Here is a 19472-nt window from a genome sequence, read left to right on the forward strand (position 1 = left end):
GAGTCGGGCTTGCCCGACTCCCACGCCCGGTACCCCGGCGCGCACGAAAAGCAGCGGGGCAAGCCCCGCTCTACAGGAAAGGCGCCGGGCGCTGGCCCCCTGTCCTGGGGCAAGGGGGTTCGGGAGAGGATCGCGTGCCCCATGGAGGCTGGCAGAACGGCTTGCCATGGCACGCCGTTTTTTTCTGCCGTTGGAGACGGTCGGATAGCCCGTGGAGCCGGACAAGCCTCCGGGCCGCATCCAGGGAGACCCATCCACCACTTCCGATCACGCGCATGTCGCGTGCCTGTCTCCCGGATGCGCTTCGCTTATCCGGGCTACGAAAGCTGCCCCTTCTCCCGGTGGGACAGGCAACAAGAGCAAAGCCACGACCCGAACGCGCCCGAAGACGCGGTAGCGCAGGGGTATGCCGCAAGCAGCACATGGATGTGCTGCGCTCGCGCGTTGGAGCAGGACGCGGAACCGCGCGATGCGGCATACCCCCGCGCTGCCGCGGCTCCCTCCGAAGCCCGCACACGCTGATGCCGTTGCGGTTGCTGTGCCGTTGCGGTTGCTGTGCCGTTGCGGTTGCTGGGCTGTTGCGGTTGCTGTGCTGTTGCTGTTCCCGCGGCCCTTACAGCGGCGGCATCCGGTCGACGACGTCAGGCAGCAGCTCCTTGGCCATCACCAGCGCGTCCTCGCGGCCGTCCACCGCCGGGTAGTAGCGGGGGCGGCGGCCGATCTCGTTGAAGCCCTCGCTGTGGTACAGCGCGATCGCCGCCGGATTGGACGGGCGCACTTCCAGGAAGATGCGCTGCGCCCCACGGTCGCGCGCCGTGCGCAGTAGCGCGCGCAGGATATGCCGGCCGAGCCCGCGCGACTGCCGCTCCGGCGCCGTGCACAGGTTCAGTAGGTGCGCCTCGTCGGCGGCGATGCTCATCACCCCGTAGCCGGCCGGCGAATCGTCCTCCAGCGCCAGCAGCGCCGGATAGCCCGCCAGCAGGCAGTCGCGGAAGATGCCCCGTGTCCACGGGAACGGATAGGCCCGCTTCTCGATCGACATCACCGCGTCCAGGTCGCCCTCGCGCATCGCGCGCAGGCGCCAGGCACGCTCCGGCTCGCGCAGCGCCGCGCTCATGGCGACCGCCTGCGCAGCGCGCGCAGCTTCGGCCAGAACGCACGCTTGGCCGCCGGATTGCCGCGCAGCTCGTCGACCGGCCACCCGGCCATGAGCGCCTGCGCGGCAGGATCCGCGGGATCCAGGCCGGACGCGCGCAGCATCGCCAGCTGCAGCCGGTCCGGCAGGCGCGGCGGCCGACGCAGCGCTCCGCGCACCGGCGCGGCGGGCGCGTTGTCCGGTTCGGGTGCAGCCGGGGTCACCGGTGGCGGCGGCGCACGACGCACCGGCGCCACGTCGCGGTCATGCCGGTACTCGTCGACCGGCCTGCGCTCCCGGGGCGGCGCGTGCTCCGGAGCGGCCACGGCCGCCGGCTCCGGCGCGGCTTCCGCCGCGTCCCCACCGCCCCCCAGGCGCAGCACGCTGTAACCCAGCGCCTGCAGCCAGCGCCGCTGCTGCGGACTCCAGGCGGAAGCGCCCGTGTTCACACCGCCGGCTCCGAAGGCCGCAGGCGCTGCCACAGCGCCATGGCCGGGCCCGACAGCGCGTAGATCACGCCCACGGCCAGCAGCACCCGCGGCAGGTCGATCACCAGCAGGGCGATGGCCACCGGCACGACCAGCAACACCGTGAACGGCACCCGGTCGGCCCGGGCCCCGCCTTCGCCGCTGCCCTTGAAGCTCCAGTAGCGGATCCGGCTGACCATCAGCAGCGCCGCCACCAGGGTCACGGCCAGGGCGACGTAACGCAGCTCCTCGCCACTCCAGCCCAGCTCGCCGTCGGCGAAGGCCCAGACGAAGGACATCATCAGCCCGGCCGCGGCCGGGCTGGCCAGGCCGACGAACCAGCGCTTGTCGACGATGCCGACCTGGGTGTTGAAGCGGGCCAGGCGCAGCGCCGCGCAGGCCGCGTAGAGGAAGGCCACCGCCCAGCCGACCCGGCCGAGCATGCCGCCGTCGAGCTTCAGCGCCGACAGCGACCAGTGGTACATCACCAGCGCCGGGGCCAGGCCGAAGCTGACCAGGTCGGCCAGCGAGTCGTACTGCACGCCGAATTCGCTGCTGGTGCCGGTCAGCCGCGCCACCCGCCCGTCCAGCCCGTCGGCCAGGCCGGCGACGAACACCGCGATCGCGGCCGCGGTGAAGTGGCTGTTGGCGGCGGCGATGATCGCGTAAAAGCCCGCGAACAGCCCGCAGGTGGTGAACAGGTTCGGCAGCAGGTAGATGCCGCGCGAGCGCGGCGGGGGACGGTCGTGTTCCATCCCGCCAGTGTACGGGCCGCCCGCCCGCCTGCGAACCTCGACTTGCCAGTCCCGGGCCGGGGTGCTGCAATCGCCCCGTCCGTCACCCCGTCCACCGGAGACCCGCCGATGCGCTTCACCTCCCGGTCCTGCCTGCTGCTCCTGGCCCTCGGCCTCTGTGGCGGCGCTTCGGCTGCCAACGTCTACACCTGGAAGGACGCCAACGGCGTCACCCACTCTTCCGACCAGCCGCCGCCGGGCCGGGCCTACGAGACCCGCCGGATCGACGGCAGCGGCCCGGAGGTGGACACCGTCCCGCAGGCCGAGGAGGCGCCGAGCCCGCAGTGCGTGAGCGCCCGCCGGAACCTGGCGATCCTCGGCAGCGCCGGCGCCGTGCAGCAGGACAGCGACGGCGACGGCAAGCCCGACCGTACCCTGGGCGACGACGAGCGCGCCGCGCAGAAGGAACTCGCCGAGGCCGCGGTCAAGGCCTACTGCAAGCAGGCCTGATGCGCGCCGCCTGGGCGATCCTCGCCGGCCTGGCCGTGGGGGGCGGCCTGGCCTGGTGGTTGACCCACGGGGAGGCCGCGCCCTCCCCCGAAGCCCGCGAACGGGCCGAACGGGCTGCCGCCGAAGCGGCCGAAGACGCGCTGCGCCCGCTGTACCGCTGGCGCGATGACGCCGGCCACCTGCACATCACCGACACCCCGCCCCCGCCCGGTCGCGCCTACGAGCGCCTGGCCCGCGAGCCGCAACCCGGGATCCGGGTCACGTCCGGCGGCTGAGGCCCCGCGCCGGGTCCCCGGCGCCCCGCATCGCGCGTTCCACCGGGCGGCCAGCGCCCGGTGCTGGCAGAATGTCCGGCTTCCCGCCACGAACCTGCCCCCGCGATGCGCCTGTCCCGCTTCCACCTGCACACCACCAAGGAAACCCCGGCCGACGCCGAACTGGTCAGCCACAAGCTGATGCTGCGCGCCGGCATGATCCGCAAGCTCGCCGCCGGCCTGTACACCTGGGCGCCGCTGGGCCTGCGCGTGCTGCGCAAGGTGGAGCGCGTGGTGCGCGAGGAAATGGACCGCGCCGGCGCGGTCGAGCTGCAGCTGCCGACCATCCAGCCGAAGGAGCTGTGGGAGGAAACCGGCCGCTGGGAGAAGTTCGGCGGCCAGCTGCTGAAGATCAAGGACCGCAAGGAAGCCGAGTACTGCTACAGCCCGACCGCGGAAGAAGCGATCACCGACTTCGCCCGCCAGGAGCTGAGCAGCTACAAGCAGCTGCCGGTCAACTTCTACCAGGTGCAGACCAAGTTCCGCGACGAGATCCGCCCGCGCTTCGGGGTGATGCGCTCGCGCGAGTTCCTGATGAAGGACGCCTACTCGTTCCACGTCACCGACGCCGACCTGGCGCGCGAGTACGAGAACATGAAGGCGGCCTACACCCGCATCTTCACCCGCCTGGGCCTGGAGTTCCGCGCCGTGCAGGCCGACTCCGGCGCGATCGGCGGCGACGCCTCGCAGGAATTCCACGTGCTGGCCGAGTCCGGCGAGGATGCGCTGGCGTTCTCCACCGGCTCCGATTACGCGGCCAATGTCGAGGCCGCGCAGGCGGCCGCGCCGGCCCCGCGCCCGGCCGCCACCGAGGACATGCGCAAGGTCGAGACGCCGGTCCAGAAGACCTGCGAGGACGTGGCCGCGCTGCTGGGCATCCCGCTGCAGCGCACGGTCAAGTCGGTCGCCGTGGTCGGCGAGGAAGGCTTCGTGCTGGCGCTGGTCCGCGGCGACCATTCGGTCAACGAGATCAAGCTGGCCAAGGTCGCCGGCGTCGGCGAATACCGCCCGGCCACCGAGGCGGAAATCCTCGAGCACCTGGGCAGCGAGCCGGGCTTCCTCGGCCCGGTCGGGCCGAAGCAGGCGATCCGCGTGGTCGCCGACCGCGAGGTCGCGGCGATGGCCGACTTCGTCGTCGGCGCCAACGAGGCCGGCTACCACCTGGCCGGCGTCAACTGGGGCCGCGACCTGCCCGAGGCCGACGTGGTCGCCGACATCCGCAACGTGGTCGAGGGCGACCGCGCCGCCGACGGCGGCGAACTGCGCCTGGCCCGCGGCATCGAGGTCGGCCACGTGTTCCAGCTCGGCCGCAAGTACTCCGAGGCGATGGGTTTCACCGTGCTGGACGAGAACGGCAAGGCGATCGTCCCGGCGATGGGCTGCTACGGCATTGGTGTTTCCCGCATCGTCGCCGCGGCGATCGAGCAGAACCACGACGAGGCCGGCATCGTCTGGCCGGAGCCGATGGCACCGTGGACCGTGGCGGTGTGCGTGATCAACCCGAAGAAGGACGCGGCGGTGGACGCGGCGGCGCAGTCGCTGCTGGATGACTTGCTGGACGCCGGCATCGACGCGGTGCTGGACGACCGCGGCCTGCGCCCCGGCGCGATGTTCGCCGACATCGAACTGATCGGCATCCCGCACCGCGTGGTGGTGTCCGAACGCGGCCTGGCCGCCGGCACCTTCGAATACCGCGCGCGCCGCGGCGGCGAAGCCGAGGCGCTGGCGCGGGCCCAGCTGCTGGAGCGCCTGGCCGCGGCCTGAAGGCGGCCCCGCTGACGCGTCCTTCACGCCGCGTCGGCGACAAAACCGGCCTGATAAGCGCCGCGTTTATCTCCGGATAATCGCGGCGTTTTTTCCTGCGGTTTGCCCGGATTATTTCGATCGATTATCCTCGGGCCAATCGTCCGTTCAGGACATAATCCCCGTGCTGGAGACCCCCCGATGACGATCGACCTCAGCTCTCTTTCCCCGAAGGAACTCGACTCGCTGATCGCCACCGCGAAGAAGCGCCAGGCGCTGCTCAACAAGCGCGCCCCGATCAACCAGGTCCGCAGCAAGCTGACCCGCCTGGCCAAGGCCGAGGGGTACACCATCGAGGAACTGTTCGGTGGCGGTGGCGCGCGCAAGGCCGCCCCGGCCCGCGCCGGCCGCAAGCTGGGCAAGGTCCCGCCGAAGTACCGCAACCCGGAAAACCCCAAGGAAACCTGGACCGGCCGCGGCAAGCAGCCGCGCTGGCTGGCGGCCTATATCGCCAAGGGCCGCGACCTGGGCGAGTTCCTGATCCCGGGCACCGCCAGGCTGACGCCCAAGCCTGCCTCCGGCGCCCGCAAGCGCGTGGTCAAGAAGAAGTAATCGATCCGGGCGCCGCTCCCATGCGGCGCCCGCGTCGCCGGCTGCATCGGCTGGACCGGCGGCGCGGCACGCCCCACCGGCCGGCGCATGCGGCCGCCGGCGACGCGATCCGCTACAGGTTCTTCCGCGCCGGGATCAGGAGGTTGCCGAACAGCAGGCCCGCCACCAGGGCCAGCACGATATTGGTGACCACCAGCAGTGCGCTCTGCCCCGCATCCACGTCCTGCTGCTGCACCAGGGTCAGAAGCCCGCGCAGGCTCGCGCTGCCCGGGACCAGCATGATGATGCCCGGCAAGCGGATCAGCGCGCCGGGCCGCTGGATCCAGCGCCCGAAACCGTTGCCGGCCGCGGTCAGCACCAGCGCCGACAGGAAGATGCCCGCCGGGCTGCCCCAGGCCTGCCCCGCGTAGCGGGCGATCAGGTAGCCGGCTACCGCCGCGCCCATCACCCATGGATAGTCGCGCCGCCGCGCCTTGAACAGCACGGCGAAGGAAAAGGCCGCCAGCACGATCGCCGCCCACTCCACCCAGTCCGGCTGCGGCCGCGAGGCGCGCACCTGAGCCTCCACGCCGAGGATGCCCAGCAGCTGCACCGCGATCATCGCGCCCACGGTCAGCTTCATTACCGTGGTCAGCGCCCCGGCGAAGCGCACCGTGCCGGATACCCAGTGCTGGCTGCTCAGTTCGTTCATCGCGTTGGTGATCGCCATACCCGGCAGCAGCACCACCAGCGAGGCGATCACCACGGTATTGAGGTTCATCGGCGCGATCAGGACCGTGGCCAGGGTCGCCAGCACGCCGGCGAGCAGCCCGGCCAGCGCCTCGGAGGCCTCCTTCAGCCCCGGCCGCGCGCCGGTGTACTGGTCGAGCACGCCGATCAGCACGCCGATGAACCCGGCGGTGCCGATGTCCAGCCACGGCAGCCGCCACAGCCCGGCCACGGCCGCCGCCGCCAGGCCGAAGGCCAGCACCTGCATGACCCGCGAGGGGGTCGAGGGCGCGCGGTCCAGGCTGCGCAGCGCGGTATGGCCCTGGGCGATGCTCATCTGCCCGCTGGCCACCGCCTCGGCGATGCGGTCGGCCTCGCACAGCTTGTGCAGGTCGTTCTCGCCCGGCGCCAGGCGGATCACCCGGGTGGTGTCGGTGCTGCCCAGCGGCTTGCCGGGGTCGCTGAAGCTGAGGATCAGCCCGGTCGGGTTGGACCAGGCCTCGCACTCCAGGTCCAGCCGCTGCGACAGCGCGGTGATCGCCGCCTCCAGGCGCTGCGCGGTGGTGCCGTAGCGGTGCAGGCGCGCGGCCATCTCCGAAACGAAGGCGATGCGCTGCGCGTAGCTGGCCAGGGGGCGTGCGGGTGCGTCCATCGCACTAGTATCGCCCGGAACCCGATGGCGGGCCCCATCCGCGACGCCGGCACGCGACCACGCCGCGCGCACCCGGCTTCCGGGTATGCTCGCGCACGGAAACGCACATGACCGAACCGACCGGATCCCCACCGCGCTGGCAGCAGGCCGCAGCCGACCCCGGCAGCATCGTCCTGTCCGGGGACTGGACGCTGGACCATGCGCTGGACATGGCCGGCCAGCTGCGCGCGATGCCGCAGGAGACCGCAAGCGTCGACGCCACCGGCATCGGCCGGCTGGATTCGGCGGGGGTGATGCAGCTGGCCCGCTTCACCGCCCGGCGCGGCCTCGACGAGGGCCGGCTGCGCTTCCGCGAGGAACACGCCCGCCTGGTCCAGGTGATCGACGACGTCTCCGACGACCGCCCGCCGCGCCGCCGCGACTACGGCGTCGCCGCGGCGCTGGAGCGCATGGGCCGCGCCGTGCATGCGGCCGCGCGCGACATCATCCAGCTGCTTGGCTTCACCGGCGAGAACCTGGCCAAGCTGGCGCGCACCGTGCGCCAGCCGCGCCGCTTCCGCTTCACCGCCACGGTCTGGCACATGGAGCAGGTGGGCCTGGACGCGGTGCCGCTGGTGGCGCTGCTGTCCTACCTGGTCGGCGCGGTGATCGCCTTCCTCGGCTCGACCATCCTGCGCGACTTCGGCGCGGAGATCTTCGTGGTCGAACTGGTCAGCATCGCCTTCCTGCGCGAGTTCGCCGTGCTGCTGACCGCGATCGTGCTGGCCGGCCGCACCGCCTCGGCGTTCACCGCGCAGATCGGCACGATGAAGGCGCGCGAGGAGATCGACGCGATCCGCACCCTCGGCCTGGACCCGATCGACCTGTTGGTGATCCCGCGCCTGCTGGCGCTGCTGGTGATGCTGCCGCTGCTGACCTTCCTGGCGATGATGGCCGGCCTGGCTGGCGGTATTACCGTAGGCGCGTTCGACCTGGACATCCCGCCGCAGATGTACCTGGCGCGCATGCACGAGACCATGGAGGTGCGGCATTTCCTGGTCGGCCTGTCGAAGGCGCCGGTGTTCGCCCTGGTCATCGGCCTGATCGGCTGCCTGGAGGGCCTGCGGGTGACCGGCACCGCGCAGTCGGTCGGCGAACGCACGACTTCCAGCGTGGTGCAGACGATCTCGCTGGTGATCATCATCGACGCGCTGGCGGCGTTGTGGTTCATGCATGTGGGGTGGTGATTCGGGATTCGGGATTCGAGAAGCCGGGATTGGTGATTCGTGATGGGTGATTCGAAAAAGCCGGAAGCAAACGGCCGGGCCTCCGGAGAGGATGCTCTTGCTGTTACGAATCCCCAATCCCCAATCCCGAATCCCGTGCCCGCGGACGCTGATGGCAGCAAAGCTGCCATCAGCGTCCGCGGACTGGTCAACCGCTTCGGTTCCCAGACCGTGCACGAGGGGCTGGACCTGGACGTGCGCCGCGGCGAGATCCTCGGCGTGGTCGGCGGCTCCGGCAGCGGCAAGTCGGTGCTGATGCGCAGCATCCTCGGCCTGCTGCGCCCGGCCGGCGGCAGCATCCGCGTGCTCGGCGTCGACGCGCTGTCGGACGACCCGGCCGCACGCCTGCACGTGGAGCGCAGCACCGGGGTGCTGTTCCAGGACGGCGCGCTGTTCTCATCGCTGACCGTGGGCGAGAACGTCGAGGTACCGCTCAAGGAGCACCACCCGCAGCTGCCGGAAAGCTGGCGCTACGAACTGGCCCTGCTCAAAGTGAAGCTGGCCGGCCTGCCGGCCGACGCGATCGACAAGCTGCCCTCGCAGCTGTCAGGCGGCATGCGCAAGCGCGCCGGCCTGGCGCGGGCGCTGGCGCTGGATCCGCCGCTGCTGTTTCTGGACGAACCCACCGCCGGCCTGGACCCGATCGGCGCGGCCGCCTTCGACAACCTGCTGGCGACCCTGCAGCAGGCGCTGGGGCTGACCGTGTTCCTCATCACCCACGACCTGGACACCCTGTACGCTATCTGCGACCGCGTCGCGGTGCTGGCGGACCGCAAGGTGGTGGTCAACGCGCCGCTGGAGGAGGTCGAACGGTTCGACCATCCCTGGGTGCAGGAATACTTCCACGGGCCACGCGCCCGTGCCGCCCGCCGTGCGCGGGCGGGCGACCGCGGCGCCCCCGCGAACGAGGCAGGCTGAGCATGGAAACCCGCGCCAACTACGTGCTGATCGGCGCCTTCACCCTGGTGGTGGCGGTGGCCCTGCTGCTGTTCGGACTGTGGGCGGCGAAGTATTCGTCCGAACGCAGCTGGCAGCGCTACATGATCGTGTTCGACGAGGCGGTGACCGGCCTGTCGGTGGGCAGCCCGGTGCAGTTCAACGGTATTGCCGTCGGCTCGATCGAGCGCCTGTCGCTGGACCCGGACGACCCGCGCCGGGTGGTGGCGATCATCCGCGCCGACGCGACCGCGCCGGTGAAGACCGACACCCGCGCCAAGCTGGCCATCACCAGCCTCACCGGCCCGGCGATCATCCAGCTGGTCGGCGGCACCCCCGGCGCGCCGCTGCTGGCCACCGTCGACAGGCGCGATCCGCCGGTGATCGCGACCTCGCCGTCGGCGCTGCAGAACATCACCGATACCGCCAACCGCATCGTCGAGCGCCTGGACCAGGTGCTCAGCGACGACAACGTGGCGCATATCGCCTCCACGCTGGAGAACCTGGACCGGATCAGCGGCAGCATGGCCGCGCAGGACCAGGGCATGGAAGCGCTGCTCGTCAGCGCGCGCGACGCCGCGCGCAGCCTCGACGCCACCCTGCAGACCACCAACGCCACCGTGCAGCGCGTGGACCAGAACCTGGTGCGCGAGCTGCCCGGGCTGATCGAGCGGCTCGATTCCACCCTGGCGCGGCTGGATTCGGCCGCCGGCAACGCCGACGCGATCCTTGGCGAGAACCGCGCCGCGATCAACAACTTCGCCAACGAGGGCCTGGCCCAGCTCGGCCCGACCCTGACCGAACTGCGCGGCCTGATCCGCGACCTGCGCCAGATCAGCGACCGGCTGGAAAGCAACCCGAGCCGTTTCCTGCTCGGCCGCGACGCCCCGAAGGAGTTCGAACCGCAATGAAGCGCCTTCCCTTCCCCGTCCTCCTGCGCAGGACCGCGGCGCTGGCCGCGCTGGGCCTGCTGGCCGGCTGCTCGCTGCTCGGCGGCGGCGCCCAGCGCGATCCGGTGACCATCCACGCGCCACGGCTGGCGGCCCAGCCCGATCCGTCGTGGCCGCAGGTGCAGTGGCAGCTGGCCATCGCCCGCCCGATCGCCTCGCGGCTGGTCGACAGTCCGCGCATGGCGGTGCGGCCGGTGCCCGGCGAGCTGCAGGTCTACCGCGGTTCGGCCTGGGCGCAGCCGGCCACCGACATGATCGAAGGCAGCGTGCTGCGGGTGCTGGAGGAATCCGGGAAGATCACCGGCGTCGGCCGCCTGTCCAGTGGCATGCGCTCGGACTACCGGCTGCTGATGGACCTGCGCCGCTTCGAGGCCGACTACCGCGGCGGCGACCTGCCGGTGGCCACCATCGAGGTCAGCGCCTCGCTGATCGACAGCCGCGACCAGCGCATCGTCGGCCGCCACACCTTCCTGCGCGAACAGCTGGCCAGCACCACCGAGGTGGCCAGCGTGGCCAGCGCCTTCGACCAGGCCCTGGCCTCGATCGCCAGCGAGATCGCCGGCTGGACCCTGGTGCAGGGCCAGGCCGACGCGCAGGCGCGCCCGCGCCCCTGAGCGCCCTCACCCGCGCAGGCGCGGGTCCACCTGGCGGAAGGTCAGGTTGATGCGCGGGCCCAGCGGCCGCGCCGTGCGCGGTAGCGCGTGCTTCCAGTGGCGCTGGGTCTGGCCCTCCATCAGCAGCAGGCTGCCCGGCTCCAGCTCCAGGGCAATGCGCGTTGAGGCGTCATCACGACGGCGCAGCAGGAAACGCCGGGTCGCGCCCAGGCTCAGCGAGGCGATCAGCGGGCGCGGACCCAGCTCCGGCTCGTCGTCGCTGTGCCAGCCCATCGAGTCGGCACCGCTGCGGTAGAGGTTGGCCAGCACGCTGTTGAACGGCGCCCCCAGTTCCTCCTGCAGGCGCGCGCGCAGTCCGGCCAGCGCCGGCGTCCACGGATGCGGGACGAAGCGGCTGCCGGAGTAGCGGTACACCGCGTCGGCATCGCCGATCCAGCAGCTGAGCCGCGGCGACGGCAGCTCGCGGCCGAACAGGCGTACGTGGTGCACCTCCCAGGGCAGCCCTCCGCGCAGCGTCTCCATCAGCGTCGCCGCGGCGCGCGCATCCAGCCAGTCGCGGGCCAGCCGCAGCGTGGCACCGGGCGCGCCGGGGGCCGGGTCGATCCATTCCATGCGGCGACCGTAACAGCCGCGCCGCGGCCGCGCAGCAACGGTCGCGCGGCCGTCGTTGCGCCCGGTTCCACGCACGGATTTGCCCGGCTCCTGACGAACCCCGAGAATACAGGCAGCCAAGAACCGCCACGGAGTCCGGATGTCCGACCACGCAGCCAACGGGGCCATCGCCGCCGACGCCATCGAGCGCGACGTGATGGAGTACCACGTCGTCACCGTCGGCGCCGGCCCGTCGGGCCTGGCCTTCGCCATCCGGCTCAAGCAGCTCAACCCGGACATCTCGGTCTGCGTGATCGAGAAGGCCAGCACCGTGGGCGCGCACATCCTGTCCGGCGCGGTGATTGAACCGGGCCCGCTGGATGCGCTGCTGCCCGGCTGGCGCGACAACCCACCGCCGGTGTGCGTGCCGGCGCGCGAGGACGAGTTCTGGTTCCTGACGAAAGATGGCGGGTTCAAGTCGCCGCTGGTCCCGCCGGGCATGCGCAACCACGGCAACTTCATCGTCAGCCTCGGCGCGATGTGCGCCTGGCTGGCGCCGCAGGCCGAGGCGCTGGGCGTGGAGATCTACCCGGGCTTCGCCGCGGCCGAGACCCTGCACGCCGAGGACGGCACCGTGCTGGGCGTGCGCATCGGCGACATGGGCGTGGCCCGCGACGGCTCGCACAAGCCCGGCTACACCCCCGGCATCGACATCCGCGCCAAGGTCACCGTGCTGGCCGAAGGCGCGCGCGGCCACCTGACCAAGCGCCTCATCAAGCGCTTCGACCTGGACGCCAACAGCGACCCGCAGAGCTACTCGATCGGTATCAAGGAACTGTGGCAGGTGCCGGAAGGCCGCGTCACGCCCGGGAAGATCTGGCACTCGCTGGGCTGGCCGGCCGACAACCGTACCTACGGCGGCGGCTTCCTCTACCACCTGGAGAACAACCAGGTGGCGCTGGGCTACGTCAGCGGCCTCGACTACCGCGACCCGCAGTACCGGCCGTGGGAGGCCTTCCAGCAGTGGAAGAACCACCCGAAGGTGAAGCTGCTGCTGGAAGGCGGCAGCATCCTTTCCGCCGGCGCGCGCGCGATCGTCACCGGCGGCTGGCAGGCCCTGCCGAAGGTGGAGATGCCCGGCGCCCTGCTGATCGGCGACACCGCCGGCCTGCTCAACGTGCCGAAGATCAAGGGCACCCACCAGGCGATCCGCAGCGGCATGCTCGCCGCCGAGCACCTGGCCGCCAGCGGCCTGCAGCCGGCCGGCTTCGACGCGAAGCTGCGCGATTCGGAGGCGATGGCCGAACTGAAGAAGGTGCGCAACATCAAGCCCGGCTTCAAGAAGGGCCTGTGGTTCGGCCTGGCCAATGCCGCCTGGGAGACCGCGCTCGGCGGCGCCTCGCCGTGGACGCTGCGCGGCAAGCCGGACTGGTGCTCGCTCGACAAGGTGGGCGAACACGAGTCGCCGAAGCGCGACTACGTCGAGCGCACCCTCCCCCCGCGCGACCGCCTGCAGGGCGTGTACTACGCCGCCACCGAGCACGACGAGGACCAGCCGGTGCACCTGAAGGTGGCCGACACCTCGATCTGCGTGGAGCGCTGCACGGCCGAGTACGCCAACCCGTGCACCCACTTCTGCCCGGCCGGGGTCTACGAGATGGTCGAGGACGCGGCCGGCCGCCGCCTGCAGATCAACGCCGCCAACTGCGTGCACTGCAAGACCTGCGACATCAAGGACCCGTACGAGATCATCACCTGGGTGACGCCGGAAGGCGGCTCCGGGCCGAACTACCAGAACCTGTGACGCGGCGGACGGGTCCGACCGAGGGGACAGAATGGCCGCCCTGCACCCTCGCCGCCTGCTGAAGGCGGTCGCGCGATCCATCGAGGCCCACGGCGGTGGCGCGCGCGGCCTGGTCCGGGTGGCGCTACGCACCTTCGGCGTCGTCCGCGCCCTGGGTTTGCGGGCGTTCGCGCAGCGCGTGAAATCCGCCGTGCGCGTGCCCCCCGAGGCCCCGGCCCTTCCGGACGCGCACGAGTTCCCCGAGCCGGCTCCGCTGGATGCCCTGCGCATGCGCGTGGGCGTCGTGGCCCACGTCTTCTACGGCGACCTGGCCGACGAGCTGGCCGGTTACCTGGCGCGGATGCCCGTCCCGTACAGGCTGCTGGTGTCGGTGCCGGACGAGGCGACGCGGCAGCGCGCCCAAGCGGGGCTTTCCCGGCTGGGCAAGGTAACGGAGCTGGTCGTCAGGGTGGTGCCGAACCGCGGGCGCGACATCGCCCCCATGCTGGTCACCTTCCGCGAGGAAATCCTCGCGCTCGACGTCTTCGCGCACGTCCATACCAAGAAGTCGCTCTACACCGGCGGCGACCAGCACGGCTGGCGTCGCTACCTGCTCGACGGGCTGCTCGGTAGCACCGACGGGATCGCCCGCCATCTCGGCCGGTTCCAGGCCGATCCCCAGCTGGGCATCCTGTATCCGGAAAGCTTCCCCGGCGTCCCCGCATGGGCACACACCTGGCTGAGCAACCTCGGCGCCTGCCGGGAACTCGGCGGGCGCCTGGGCATCCCGGTGGAGCCGGGCCGCTACTTCGATTTCCCCGCCGGTTCGATGTTCTGGGGGCGTGTGGAGGCGCTGCGCCCGCTGTTCGACCTTGGGCTGGAGTACGAAGACTTCCCGGAAGAACGCGGGCAGACGGACGGGACCCTGCAGCACGCGGTCGAACGCCTGCTCGTCGCGGTGGTGCGGAACCGCGGGTTCGTCGCCGGGATTGAGGGGTCTTACGGCATCTCCGCCGAGGGCCAGCGCAACTGGGTCGAGCTGTTCTCCTCGCCGGTCGAAGCCCGGCTGGCGCTGTCCGCGGTGGGCGCCAGGCGGGTGACCACCGACCTGTTCGACACCCTGGTGGTGCGTCCGTTCCTGACCCCCGACGGGGCCCGCGCATACCTGGCGCACTGCGCCGGACGCCGTTACGGGGTGGCAGGGTTCGCGGAGCTGCGCGCGCGCGCCGAGGCGAAGGCACGCGCCAATGCCGGGAGCGACATGGACCTGGATGCGATCTATCGCGCCATGGCCGGCCTGGCCGACGCCAGGAACGTCCCGGTGGATCGGCTGAAGGAGCTCGAGCTGGAGCTGGAGGCGCGCCACCTGGCGCCGCGGGAGAGCGTGGCCGGGCCGCTTTCCAGGCTGGAGGCGGCCAGCGACCTCGTCGTCCTCTCGGACATGTACCTCGATGCCGCGACGCTGAGGAAGGTGCTTCCGCCGACGATCTCCGGGCTCCCGCGCGAGTTCCGCGTTTCCTGCGAGACCGGCATGCGCAAGGACGCCGACCTCCTGTGGCAGACGCTGCCGGACGAACTGGGGGTATCCCCCGCGCAGTGGCTCCATGTCGGCGACAACGAACACTCCGACATCCAGCTGCCGCGCAGGCACGGCCTGCCGGCGCCGGTCCACGTCGTGCGGCCGTCGGCGCTGCTCGACGTGCATCCGGCGCTGCGCCCCCTGCGACCGGCGCGTTTCGACTCGGCTCCATGGGCGGACCAGCTGTGGCTCGGCCTGCTCGCCAACCGCTTCGCCGCGAAGATGGACACCACGCCGGACCGCTGGATCCCCACGCCGGTGCTGGAACCGGAGGACGTGGGCTACTGCGTGCTTGGCCCCCTGCTGGTCGACTACCTGCCCTGGGTGGCAAGGAGCGCCGCCGAACGCGGATGCGGGGCCATCCTGTTCCTGAGCCGCGAGGGACATCTTCTCTCGCAGGCGTTTTCCCGCCTGCAGGCCGTCGCTCCGGCGTTGTCCGCCGTCGACGGGCGCTACTTCCTTACCTCGCGCCGTGCGAGCGGGATGGCCAGCCTGCATTCCGCTCCCGACCTCGGGCGCCAGCTGCGGGGCACCTACAACGGCACCCTCGACGGGCTGCTGCGCGCGCGCCTCGGCGAGGCGGCCGCCGCGGCCGCGCGCGCGGCGCTCGGTTCCGGCGAAACCGGCAAGGACGTGTACCTGCCCGAGATGCACGAAACCGTCGTCCGCCTCCTGGCGCCGGCCCTGCCCGGACTGCTCGAGCTGGCCGCGCGCGAGCGGGAGGCGTATCGCGCGTACTGGGACGAGTGCGTGGGCGACCGGCGCGCGATCGTCGCCGACCTGGGCTACTCCGGCTCGATCCAGGCATCGCTGGCGCGGGCGTTCGACGTTGCGCTGGACGGCGCCTATTTCGCGCTGGACCGCCGCTCGGCGGACGGACTGGAGGGCCAATGGGCGGCGGCCCGTTACCACGACGGTCGCGGCCCGGAAGCCGCGAGCACGATACTGCGCAACGACCTGCTGCTGGAGGCCCTGCTGACCGCGCCCCACCCGCAGTTCTCGCATTTCTCGCTCGAGCGGGGCAGCCCGGTGCCCCACTACGGCGAACCGGAACTGGCCTCCGCGGAACTGGAAGTGCTCGGGCGCATCCACGCCGGCGCACTGCAGTTCGTCGACGCCGTCGGCGCGGTCTGCGGCGAGGACGCGGCGACACTGGCCTTCGACCCGGTGCTGGTGCAGCGCCCGCTGCAGTGCCTGGGCAACGGGCTGTGGCGCGCGCCGTGCCTGTCCGGCCTGGCCGTCGAAGACGCCTTCACCGGTCGCGGCCGGATCCGGCCGCACTGAGGTTCACGCCTGGCGGAAGGGCACGCCCGTCTTCGCGCGCAACGTCTCCAGGTCCCCCCCTGGCGCCATCTCCACCAGCACCAGGCCCTCGGCGGTCACGTCGAACACCGCCAAGTCGGTGATGATGCGGTCGACCACGCCCACGCCGGTCAGCGGCAGGGTGCACTCGGGCAGGATCTTGTGCTCGCCGTTCTTGGCGGTGTGCTCCATCAGCACGACCACGCGCTTGACGCCGGCGACCAGGTCCATCGCGCCGCCCATGCCCTTGACCATCTTGCCCGGCACCATCCAGTTGGCCAGGTCGCCCTTGTCGGTGACCTGCATGGCGCCGAGGATGGCCAGGTCGATGTGGCCGCCGCGGATCATGGCGAAGGAATCGTGGCTGCCGAAGTAGCTGGCGCCCGGGCGCGCGGTGACGGTCTGCTTGCCGGCGTTGATCAGGTCGGCGTCGACCTCGTCCTCGGTCGGGAACGGGCCGATGCCCAGCAGGCCGTTCTCCGACTGCAGCCACACGTCCACGCCCTCGGGGATGTGGTTGGCCACCAGGGTCGGCAGGCCGATGCCCAGATTCACGTAGGCGCCGTCGGTGAGTTCGCGGGCGGCGCGCTGCGCCATCTCGTCGCGGGTCCAGGCCATCACTTGTTCTCCTGACGCACGGTGCGCTGCTCGATGCGCTTCTCGGGGTTCGGATTGAGCACGATGCGGTCGACGTAGATGCCCGGCAGGTGCACCTGGTCCGGGTCGATCGCCCCGACCTCGACGATTTCCTCGACCTCGGCCACGCAGACCTTGCCGGCCATGGCGCAGGCCGGGTTGAAGTTGCGCGCGGTCTTGCGGAACACCAGGTTGCCGGCGGTGTCGGCCTTCCACGCCTTGACCAGCGACACGTCGGCCACCAGCGCGGTCTCCAGCACGTAATGCTTGCCGTCGAACTCGCGGGTCTCCTTGCCCTCGGCCACCACCGTGCCGTAGCCGGTGGCGGTGAAGAACGCGGGGATGCCCGCGCCGCCGGCGCGCAGGCGCTCGGCCAGGGTGCCCTGCGGGTTGAACTCCAGCTCCAGCTCGCCGGCCAGGAACTGGCGTTCGAATTCCTTGTTCTCGCCCACGTAGGACGAAATCATCTTGCGGATCTGCCGGGTCTCCAGCAGCTGGCCGAGGCCGAAGCCGTCGACGCCGGCGTTGTTCGAGATCACGGTGAGGTTCTTCACTCCCGAATCGCGCAGCGCGGCGATCAGCGCCTCGGGAATGCCGCACAGGCCGAACCCGCCGACCGCCAGGGTCTGCCCGTCGGCGACCAGGTCAGCCAGTGCCGTCCGTGCATCCGGCCGGACCTTGCCCGCGCGTGCTGCTTCGTTGCCCATCTCGCGACCTCCAGATAGCGGTACCGCCCGTATTCTAGGGGCTGCCGGCCGCGGCGGGCTTGGACTTTCGGGCACTGTTCGCGCCGGGCGGAGTGGGGCCGGAGTTAGAATCGGGCGTTTCCCACCCCACACGTGGAATCCCGATGACGCTTCCCGCTTTCAAGGCCTACGACATCCGTGGCCGGGTTCCGGACGAACTCGACGAAGACCTGGCCCGCCGCATCGGCGTCGCCCTCGCCGCGCAGCTGGGCGAAGGCCCGGTGGTCCTGGGCCATGACGTGCGCCTGAGCAGCCCCGGCCTGCAGGCGGCGCTGTCGGCCGGCCTGCGCAGCCAGGGCCGGGAAGTGATCGACATCGGCCTGTGCGGCACCGAGGAGGTGTACTTCCAGGTCGACCACCTCGGCGCGGCCGGCGGCGTGATGGTCACCGCCAGCCACAACCCGATGGACTACAACGGCATGAAACTGGTGAAGGAGCAGGCCCGGCCGATCTCCTCGGACACCGGCCTGTTCGCCATCTCCGACGCGGCCGAGGCCGACACCGCCCCGCCGGCCCCGCCGGTCGCCGGCGAGCGCGCCCACCTGGACAAGTCGGCCTACATCGCGCACCTGCTGTCCTACGTCGACGTGCCCTCGCTGAAGCCGCTGAAGCTGGTGGTCAACGCCGGCAACGGCGGCGCCGGCGCGATCGTCGACCTGCTCGCCCCGCACCTGCCCTTCGAGTTCGTGCGCATCAACCACGAGCCGGACGGCAGCTTCCCCAACGGCATTCCCAACCCGCTGCTGCCGGAGAACCGCCAGGCCACCATCGATGCGGTGCGCGCGCATGGCGCCGACTTCGGCATCGCCTGGGACGGCGACTTCGACCGCTGCTTCTTCTTCGACGAGAAGGGCGACTTCGTCGAGGGCTACTACCTGGTCGGCCTGCTGGCCCAGGCGATCCTGGCCAAGAAGCCCGGCGGCAAGGTCGTGCATGACCCGCGCCTGGTCTGGAACACGGTCGAGCAGGTCGAGGAAGCCGGCGGCGTGCCGGTGCTGTGCAAGAGCGGCCACGCCTTCATCAAGGAGAAGATGCGCGCCGAGGACGCGGTGTACGGCGGCGAGATGAGCGCACACCACTACTTCCGCGAGTTCGCCTACGCCGACTCCGGCATGATCCCGTGGCTGCTGATCGCCGGCCTGGTGTCCACCACCGGCCGCAGCCTGGGCGATCTGGTCGAGGCCCGCGTGCGCAAGTTCCCGTGCAGCGGCGAGATCAACTTCCGCGTGGCCGATGCCAAGGCGGCGGTGGCGCGGGTGATGGAGCACTTCGCCGCGCAGTCGCCGGCGCTGGACCACACCGACGGCATCAGCGCCGATTTCGGCGACTGGCGCTTCAACCTGCGCAGCTCCAACACCGAGCCGCTGCTGCGCCTGAACGTCGAGGCCCGCGGCGACGCGGAGCTGATGCGCGCGCGCACCGCGGAAATCTCGAAGCTGCTCGGCTGATGCAGCACTTCCGTGGCGATCCGCGCTGCGGATCGCCACGGCTCCCGCTCAGGCCGCCAGTCCGGCGATCACGCGCCGCAGGCCCTCGCGCCAGTCCGGCAGCTCGACGCCGAAGTCGCGCTTGAGCGTGGCGGTATCCAGGCACGAGTACGCCGGCCGTTGTGCCGGGGTTGGGTACTCGGCGGTGGTGATCGCCTGCACCTTCGGCGCGCGCGCCAGCAGGCCGGCGGCCACCGCCTCGGCGAAGATCGCCTCGGCAAAGCCGTGCCAGCTGGTCTGGCCATCGGCGACCAGATGCCAGGTGCCGGCGATGCCCGGATCGGCCAGCGCCTTGCCCAGCGCGTTGGCAGTGACGTCGGCGATCAGCGCCGCCGGGGTCGGCGTGCCGACCTGGTCGGCCACCACCCGCAGTTCGTCGCGCTCGGCGCCCACCCGCAGCATCGTGCGCAGGAAGTTGTGCCCGTGCGCGGCATAGACCCACGCGGTGCGGAACAGCAGGTGGCGGCCGCCGGCCGCACGCACCGCTTGTTCGCCGGCCCGCTTGCTGGCCCCGTACACGCCCAGNGGNGCGGTCGGATCGTCGACCCGGTACGGCCGGGTGCCCTGCCCGTCGAACACGTAGTCGGTGGAGTAATGCACGAACGGGATGCCGAGGTCGGCGCAGGCCTTCGCCAGCGCACCGGGGGCGTCCGCATTGATCCGGAACGCGGTGTCGCGGTCGGTCTCGGCCTTGTCCACGGCGGTATA

General features: G+C 71.4%; 19 protein-coding genes. 11 read left to right on the forward strand and 8 right to left on the reverse strand.

The window, feature by feature from the left end:
* Positions 1-613: 613 nt before the first annotated feature.
* From rimI to pssA, 3 genes are read right to left on the reverse strand one after another with little or no spacing between them, the layout of a single operon-like run.
* Positions 614-1117, reverse strand: coding sequence for a ribosomal protein S18-alanine N-acetyltransferase (rimI, locus tag PSEJ35_RS0102965; RefSeq protein ID WP_037082160.1), 504 nt, complete (start codon positions 1115-1117; stop codon positions 614-616).
* Positions 1114-1584, reverse strand: coding sequence for a hypothetical protein (locus tag PSEJ35_RS0102970; RefSeq protein ID WP_028916494.1), 471 nt, complete (start codon positions 1582-1584; stop codon positions 1114-1116). The genes rimI and PSEJ35_RS0102970 overlap by 4 nt, the downstream gene beginning before the upstream one ends.
* Positions 1581-2357, reverse strand: a complete 777-nt coding sequence (gene pssA / locus PSEJ35_RS0102975; protein ID WP_028916495.1) for a CDP-diacylglycerol--serine O-phosphatidyltransferase — start codon at positions 2355-2357, stop codon at positions 1581-1583. The genes PSEJ35_RS0102970 and pssA overlap by 4 nt, the downstream gene beginning before the upstream one ends.
* Before the next feature lie 108 nt (positions 2358-2465).
* Here pssA and PSEJ35_RS0102980 point away from each other — a divergent pair, with 108 nt between their 5' ends.
* The 4 genes from PSEJ35_RS0102980 (at position 2466) to PSEJ35_RS0102995 (ending at position 5515) form a co-directional block, all read left to right on the forward strand.
* Positions 2466-2846 (forward strand): DUF4124 domain-containing protein, encoded by a 381-nt coding sequence (locus tag PSEJ35_RS0102980; protein WP_028916496.1) that lies wholly within the window; start codon positions 2466-2468, stop codon positions 2844-2846.
* Positions 2846-3121, forward strand: a complete 276-nt coding sequence (locus PSEJ35_RS0102985) for a DUF4124 domain-containing protein (RefSeq protein WP_028916497.1) — start codon at positions 2846-2848, stop codon at positions 3119-3121. Before PSEJ35_RS0102980 ends, PSEJ35_RS0102985 begins: the two co-directional genes overlap by 1 nt.
* 105 nt (positions 3122-3226) lie before the next feature.
* Positions 3227-4924, forward strand: coding sequence for a proline--tRNA ligase (locus PSEJ35_RS0102990; RefSeq protein ID WP_028916498.1), 1698 nt, complete (start codon positions 3227-3229; stop codon positions 4922-4924).
* Between the two features lie 180 nt (positions 4925-5104).
* Positions 5105-5515 carry an H-NS histone family protein gene (locus PSEJ35_RS0102995; protein WP_028916499.1) on the forward strand — a complete coding sequence of 137 codons (411 nt, stop codon included), beginning with the start codon at positions 5105-5107 and terminating at the stop codon, positions 5513-5515.
* Between the two features lie 112 nt (positions 5516-5627).
* On the opposite strand, the gene PSEJ35_RS0103000 is transcribed toward PSEJ35_RS0102995, so the two are convergent.
* Positions 5628-6875 carry a threonine/serine exporter family protein gene (locus PSEJ35_RS0103000; protein WP_028916500.1) on the reverse strand — a complete coding sequence of 416 codons (1248 nt, stop codon included), beginning with the start codon at positions 6873-6875 and terminating at the stop codon, positions 5628-5630.
* 107 nt (positions 6876-6982) lie between these two features.
* On the opposite strand from PSEJ35_RS0103000, the gene PSEJ35_RS0103005 reads away from it, so the two are divergent.
* The 4 genes from PSEJ35_RS0103005 to PSEJ35_RS0103020 are packed head-to-tail and all read left to right on the forward strand — an operon-like array spanning position 6983 to position 10640.
* The gene (locus PSEJ35_RS0103005; RefSeq protein WP_028916501.1) at positions 6983-8101 is read left to right on the forward strand and encodes an MlaE family lipid ABC transporter permease subunit; all 1119 of its coding nucleotides are present in this window, start codon (positions 6983-6985) and stop codon (positions 8099-8101) included.
* A 42-nt stretch (positions 8102-8143) separates the two neighbouring features.
* Positions 8144-9058, forward strand: coding sequence for an ATP-binding cassette domain-containing protein (locus PSEJ35_RS15225; RefSeq protein WP_051412444.1), 915 nt, complete (start codon positions 8144-8146; stop codon positions 9056-9058).
* A gap of 2 nt (positions 9059-9060) precedes the next feature.
* On the forward strand, positions 9061-9987 hold the full coding sequence (locus PSEJ35_RS0103015) for an MlaD family protein (RefSeq protein WP_028916502.1): 927 nt from the start codon (positions 9061-9063) through the stop codon (positions 9985-9987).
* Positions 9984-10640 (forward strand): ABC-type transport auxiliary lipoprotein family protein, encoded by a 657-nt coding sequence (locus PSEJ35_RS0103020; protein WP_028916503.1) that lies wholly within the window; start codon positions 9984-9986, stop codon positions 10638-10640. The genes PSEJ35_RS0103015 and PSEJ35_RS0103020 overlap by 4 nt, the downstream gene beginning before the upstream one ends.
* A 6-nt stretch (positions 10641-10646) precedes the next feature.
* Here the strand turns inward: PSEJ35_RS0103020 and PSEJ35_RS0103025 are convergent, their stop codons facing one another.
* Complete coding sequence (locus PSEJ35_RS0103025; RefSeq protein WP_028916504.1) at positions 10647-11252, reverse strand: alpha-ketoglutarate-dependent dioxygenase AlkB; 606 nt, start codon at positions 11250-11252, stop codon at positions 10647-10649.
* Positions 11253-11391: 139 nt separating this feature from the next.
* On the opposite strand from PSEJ35_RS0103025, the gene PSEJ35_RS0103030 reads away from it, so the two are divergent.
* Both PSEJ35_RS0103030 and PSEJ35_RS0103035 read left to right on the forward strand, forming a co-directional pair.
* On the forward strand, positions 11392-13035 hold the full coding sequence (locus tag PSEJ35_RS0103030) for an electron transfer flavoprotein-ubiquinone oxidoreductase (protein ID WP_028916505.1): 1644 nt from the start codon (positions 11392-11394) through the stop codon (positions 13033-13035).
* Between the two features lie 31 nt (positions 13036-13066).
* A complete protein-coding gene (locus PSEJ35_RS0103035; protein ID WP_028916506.1) occupies positions 13067-15877 on the forward strand; it encodes a rhamnan synthesis F family protein in 2811 nt (936 codons plus the stop codon).
* 3 nt (positions 15878-15880) lie between these two features.
* Here PSEJ35_RS0103035 and PSEJ35_RS0103040 read toward each other — a convergent pair whose 3' ends face one another.
* Together PSEJ35_RS0103040 and PSEJ35_RS0103045 are read right to left on the reverse strand one after the other, a co-directional pair.
* On the reverse strand, positions 15881-16513 hold the full coding sequence (locus PSEJ35_RS0103040; protein WP_028916507.1) for a CoA transferase subunit B: 633 nt from the start codon (positions 16511-16513) through the stop codon (positions 15881-15883).
* Positions 16513-17238, reverse strand: a complete 726-nt coding sequence (locus PSEJ35_RS0103045) for a CoA transferase subunit A (protein WP_028916508.1) — start codon at positions 17236-17238, stop codon at positions 16513-16515. Before PSEJ35_RS0103045 ends, PSEJ35_RS0103040 begins: the two co-directional genes overlap by 1 nt.
* Before the next feature lie 143 nt (positions 17239-17381).
* Between PSEJ35_RS0103045 and PSEJ35_RS0103050 the strand changes: the two genes are divergently transcribed.
* The gene (locus PSEJ35_RS0103050; RefSeq protein ID WP_028916509.1) at positions 17382-18725 is read left to right on the forward strand and encodes a phosphomannomutase/phosphoglucomutase; all 1344 of its coding nucleotides are present in this window, start codon (positions 17382-17384) and stop codon (positions 18723-18725) included.
* Positions 18726-18773: 48 nt separating this feature from the next.
* On the opposite strand, the gene rfbD is transcribed toward PSEJ35_RS0103050, so the two are convergent.
* Positions 18774-19472 (reverse strand): dTDP-4-dehydrorhamnose reductase (rfbD, locus tag PSEJ35_RS0103055; protein ID WP_028916510.1); only part of this gene is annotated, 699 nt, incomplete at its 5' end.

Origin of the sequence: Pseudoxanthomonas sp. J35 (assembly GCF_000513995.1) — a bacterium.
In the GTDB taxonomy this organism is placed as follows: Bacteria; Pseudomonadota; Gammaproteobacteria; order Xanthomonadales; family Xanthomonadaceae; genus Pseudoxanthomonas.

Coding starts and splice junctions, on each gene's coding strand:
- rimI (WP_037082160.1), bottom strand. CDS start 1,117: ATGAGCGCGGCGCTGCGCGAGCCGGAGCGTGCCTGGCGCCTGCGCGCG.
- pssA (WP_028916495.1), bottom strand. CDS start 2,357: ATGGAACACGACCGTCCCCCGCCGCGCTCGCGCGGCATCTACCTGCTG.
- PSEJ35_RS0102980 (WP_028916496.1), top strand. CDS start 2,466: ATGCGCTTCACCTCCCGGTCCTGCCTGCTGCTCCTGGCCCTCGGCCTC.
- PSEJ35_RS0102985 (WP_028916497.1), top strand. CDS start 2,846: ATGCGCGCCGCCTGGGCGATCCTCGCCGGCCTGGCCGTGGGGGGCGGC.
- PSEJ35_RS0102990 (WP_028916498.1), top strand. CDS start 3,227: ATGCGCCTGTCCCGCTTCCACCTGCACACCACCAAGGAAACCCCGGCC.
- PSEJ35_RS0102995 (WP_028916499.1), top strand. CDS start 5,105: ATGACGATCGACCTCAGCTCTCTTTCCCCGAAGGAACTCGACTCGCTG.
- PSEJ35_RS0103000 (WP_028916500.1), bottom strand. CDS start 6,875: ATGGACGCACCCGCACGCCCCCTGGCCAGCTACGCGCAGCGCATCGCC.
- PSEJ35_RS0103005 (WP_028916501.1), top strand. CDS start 6,983: ATGACCGAACCGACCGGATCCCCACCGCGCTGGCAGCAGGCCGCAGCC.
- PSEJ35_RS15225 (WP_051412444.1), top strand. CDS start 8,144: ATGGGTGATTCGAAAAAGCCGGAAGCAAACGGCCGGGCCTCCGGAGAG.
- PSEJ35_RS0103015 (WP_028916502.1), top strand. CDS start 9,061: ATGGAAACCCGCGCCAACTACGTGCTGATCGGCGCCTTCACCCTGGTG.
- PSEJ35_RS0103020 (WP_028916503.1), top strand. CDS start 9,984: ATGAAGCGCCTTCCCTTCCCCGTCCTCCTGCGCAGGACCGCGGCGCTG.
- PSEJ35_RS0103025 (WP_028916504.1), bottom strand. CDS start 11,252: ATGGAATGGATCGACCCGGCCCCCGGCGCGCCCGGTGCCACGCTGCGG.
- PSEJ35_RS0103030 (WP_028916505.1), top strand. CDS start 11,392: ATGTCCGACCACGCAGCCAACGGGGCCATCGCCGCCGACGCCATCGAG.
- PSEJ35_RS0103035 (WP_028916506.1), top strand. CDS start 13,067: ATGGCCGCCCTGCACCCTCGCCGCCTGCTGAAGGCGGTCGCGCGATCC.
- PSEJ35_RS0103040 (WP_028916507.1), bottom strand. CDS start 16,513: ATGGCCTGGACCCGCGACGAGATGGCGCAGCGCGCCGCCCGCGAACTC.
- PSEJ35_RS0103045 (WP_028916508.1), bottom strand. CDS start 17,238: ATGGGCAACGAAGCAGCACGCGCGGGCAAGGTCCGGCCGGATGCACGG.
- PSEJ35_RS0103050 (WP_028916509.1), top strand. CDS start 17,382: ATGACGCTTCCCGCTTTCAAGGCCTACGACATCCGTGGCCGGGTTCCG.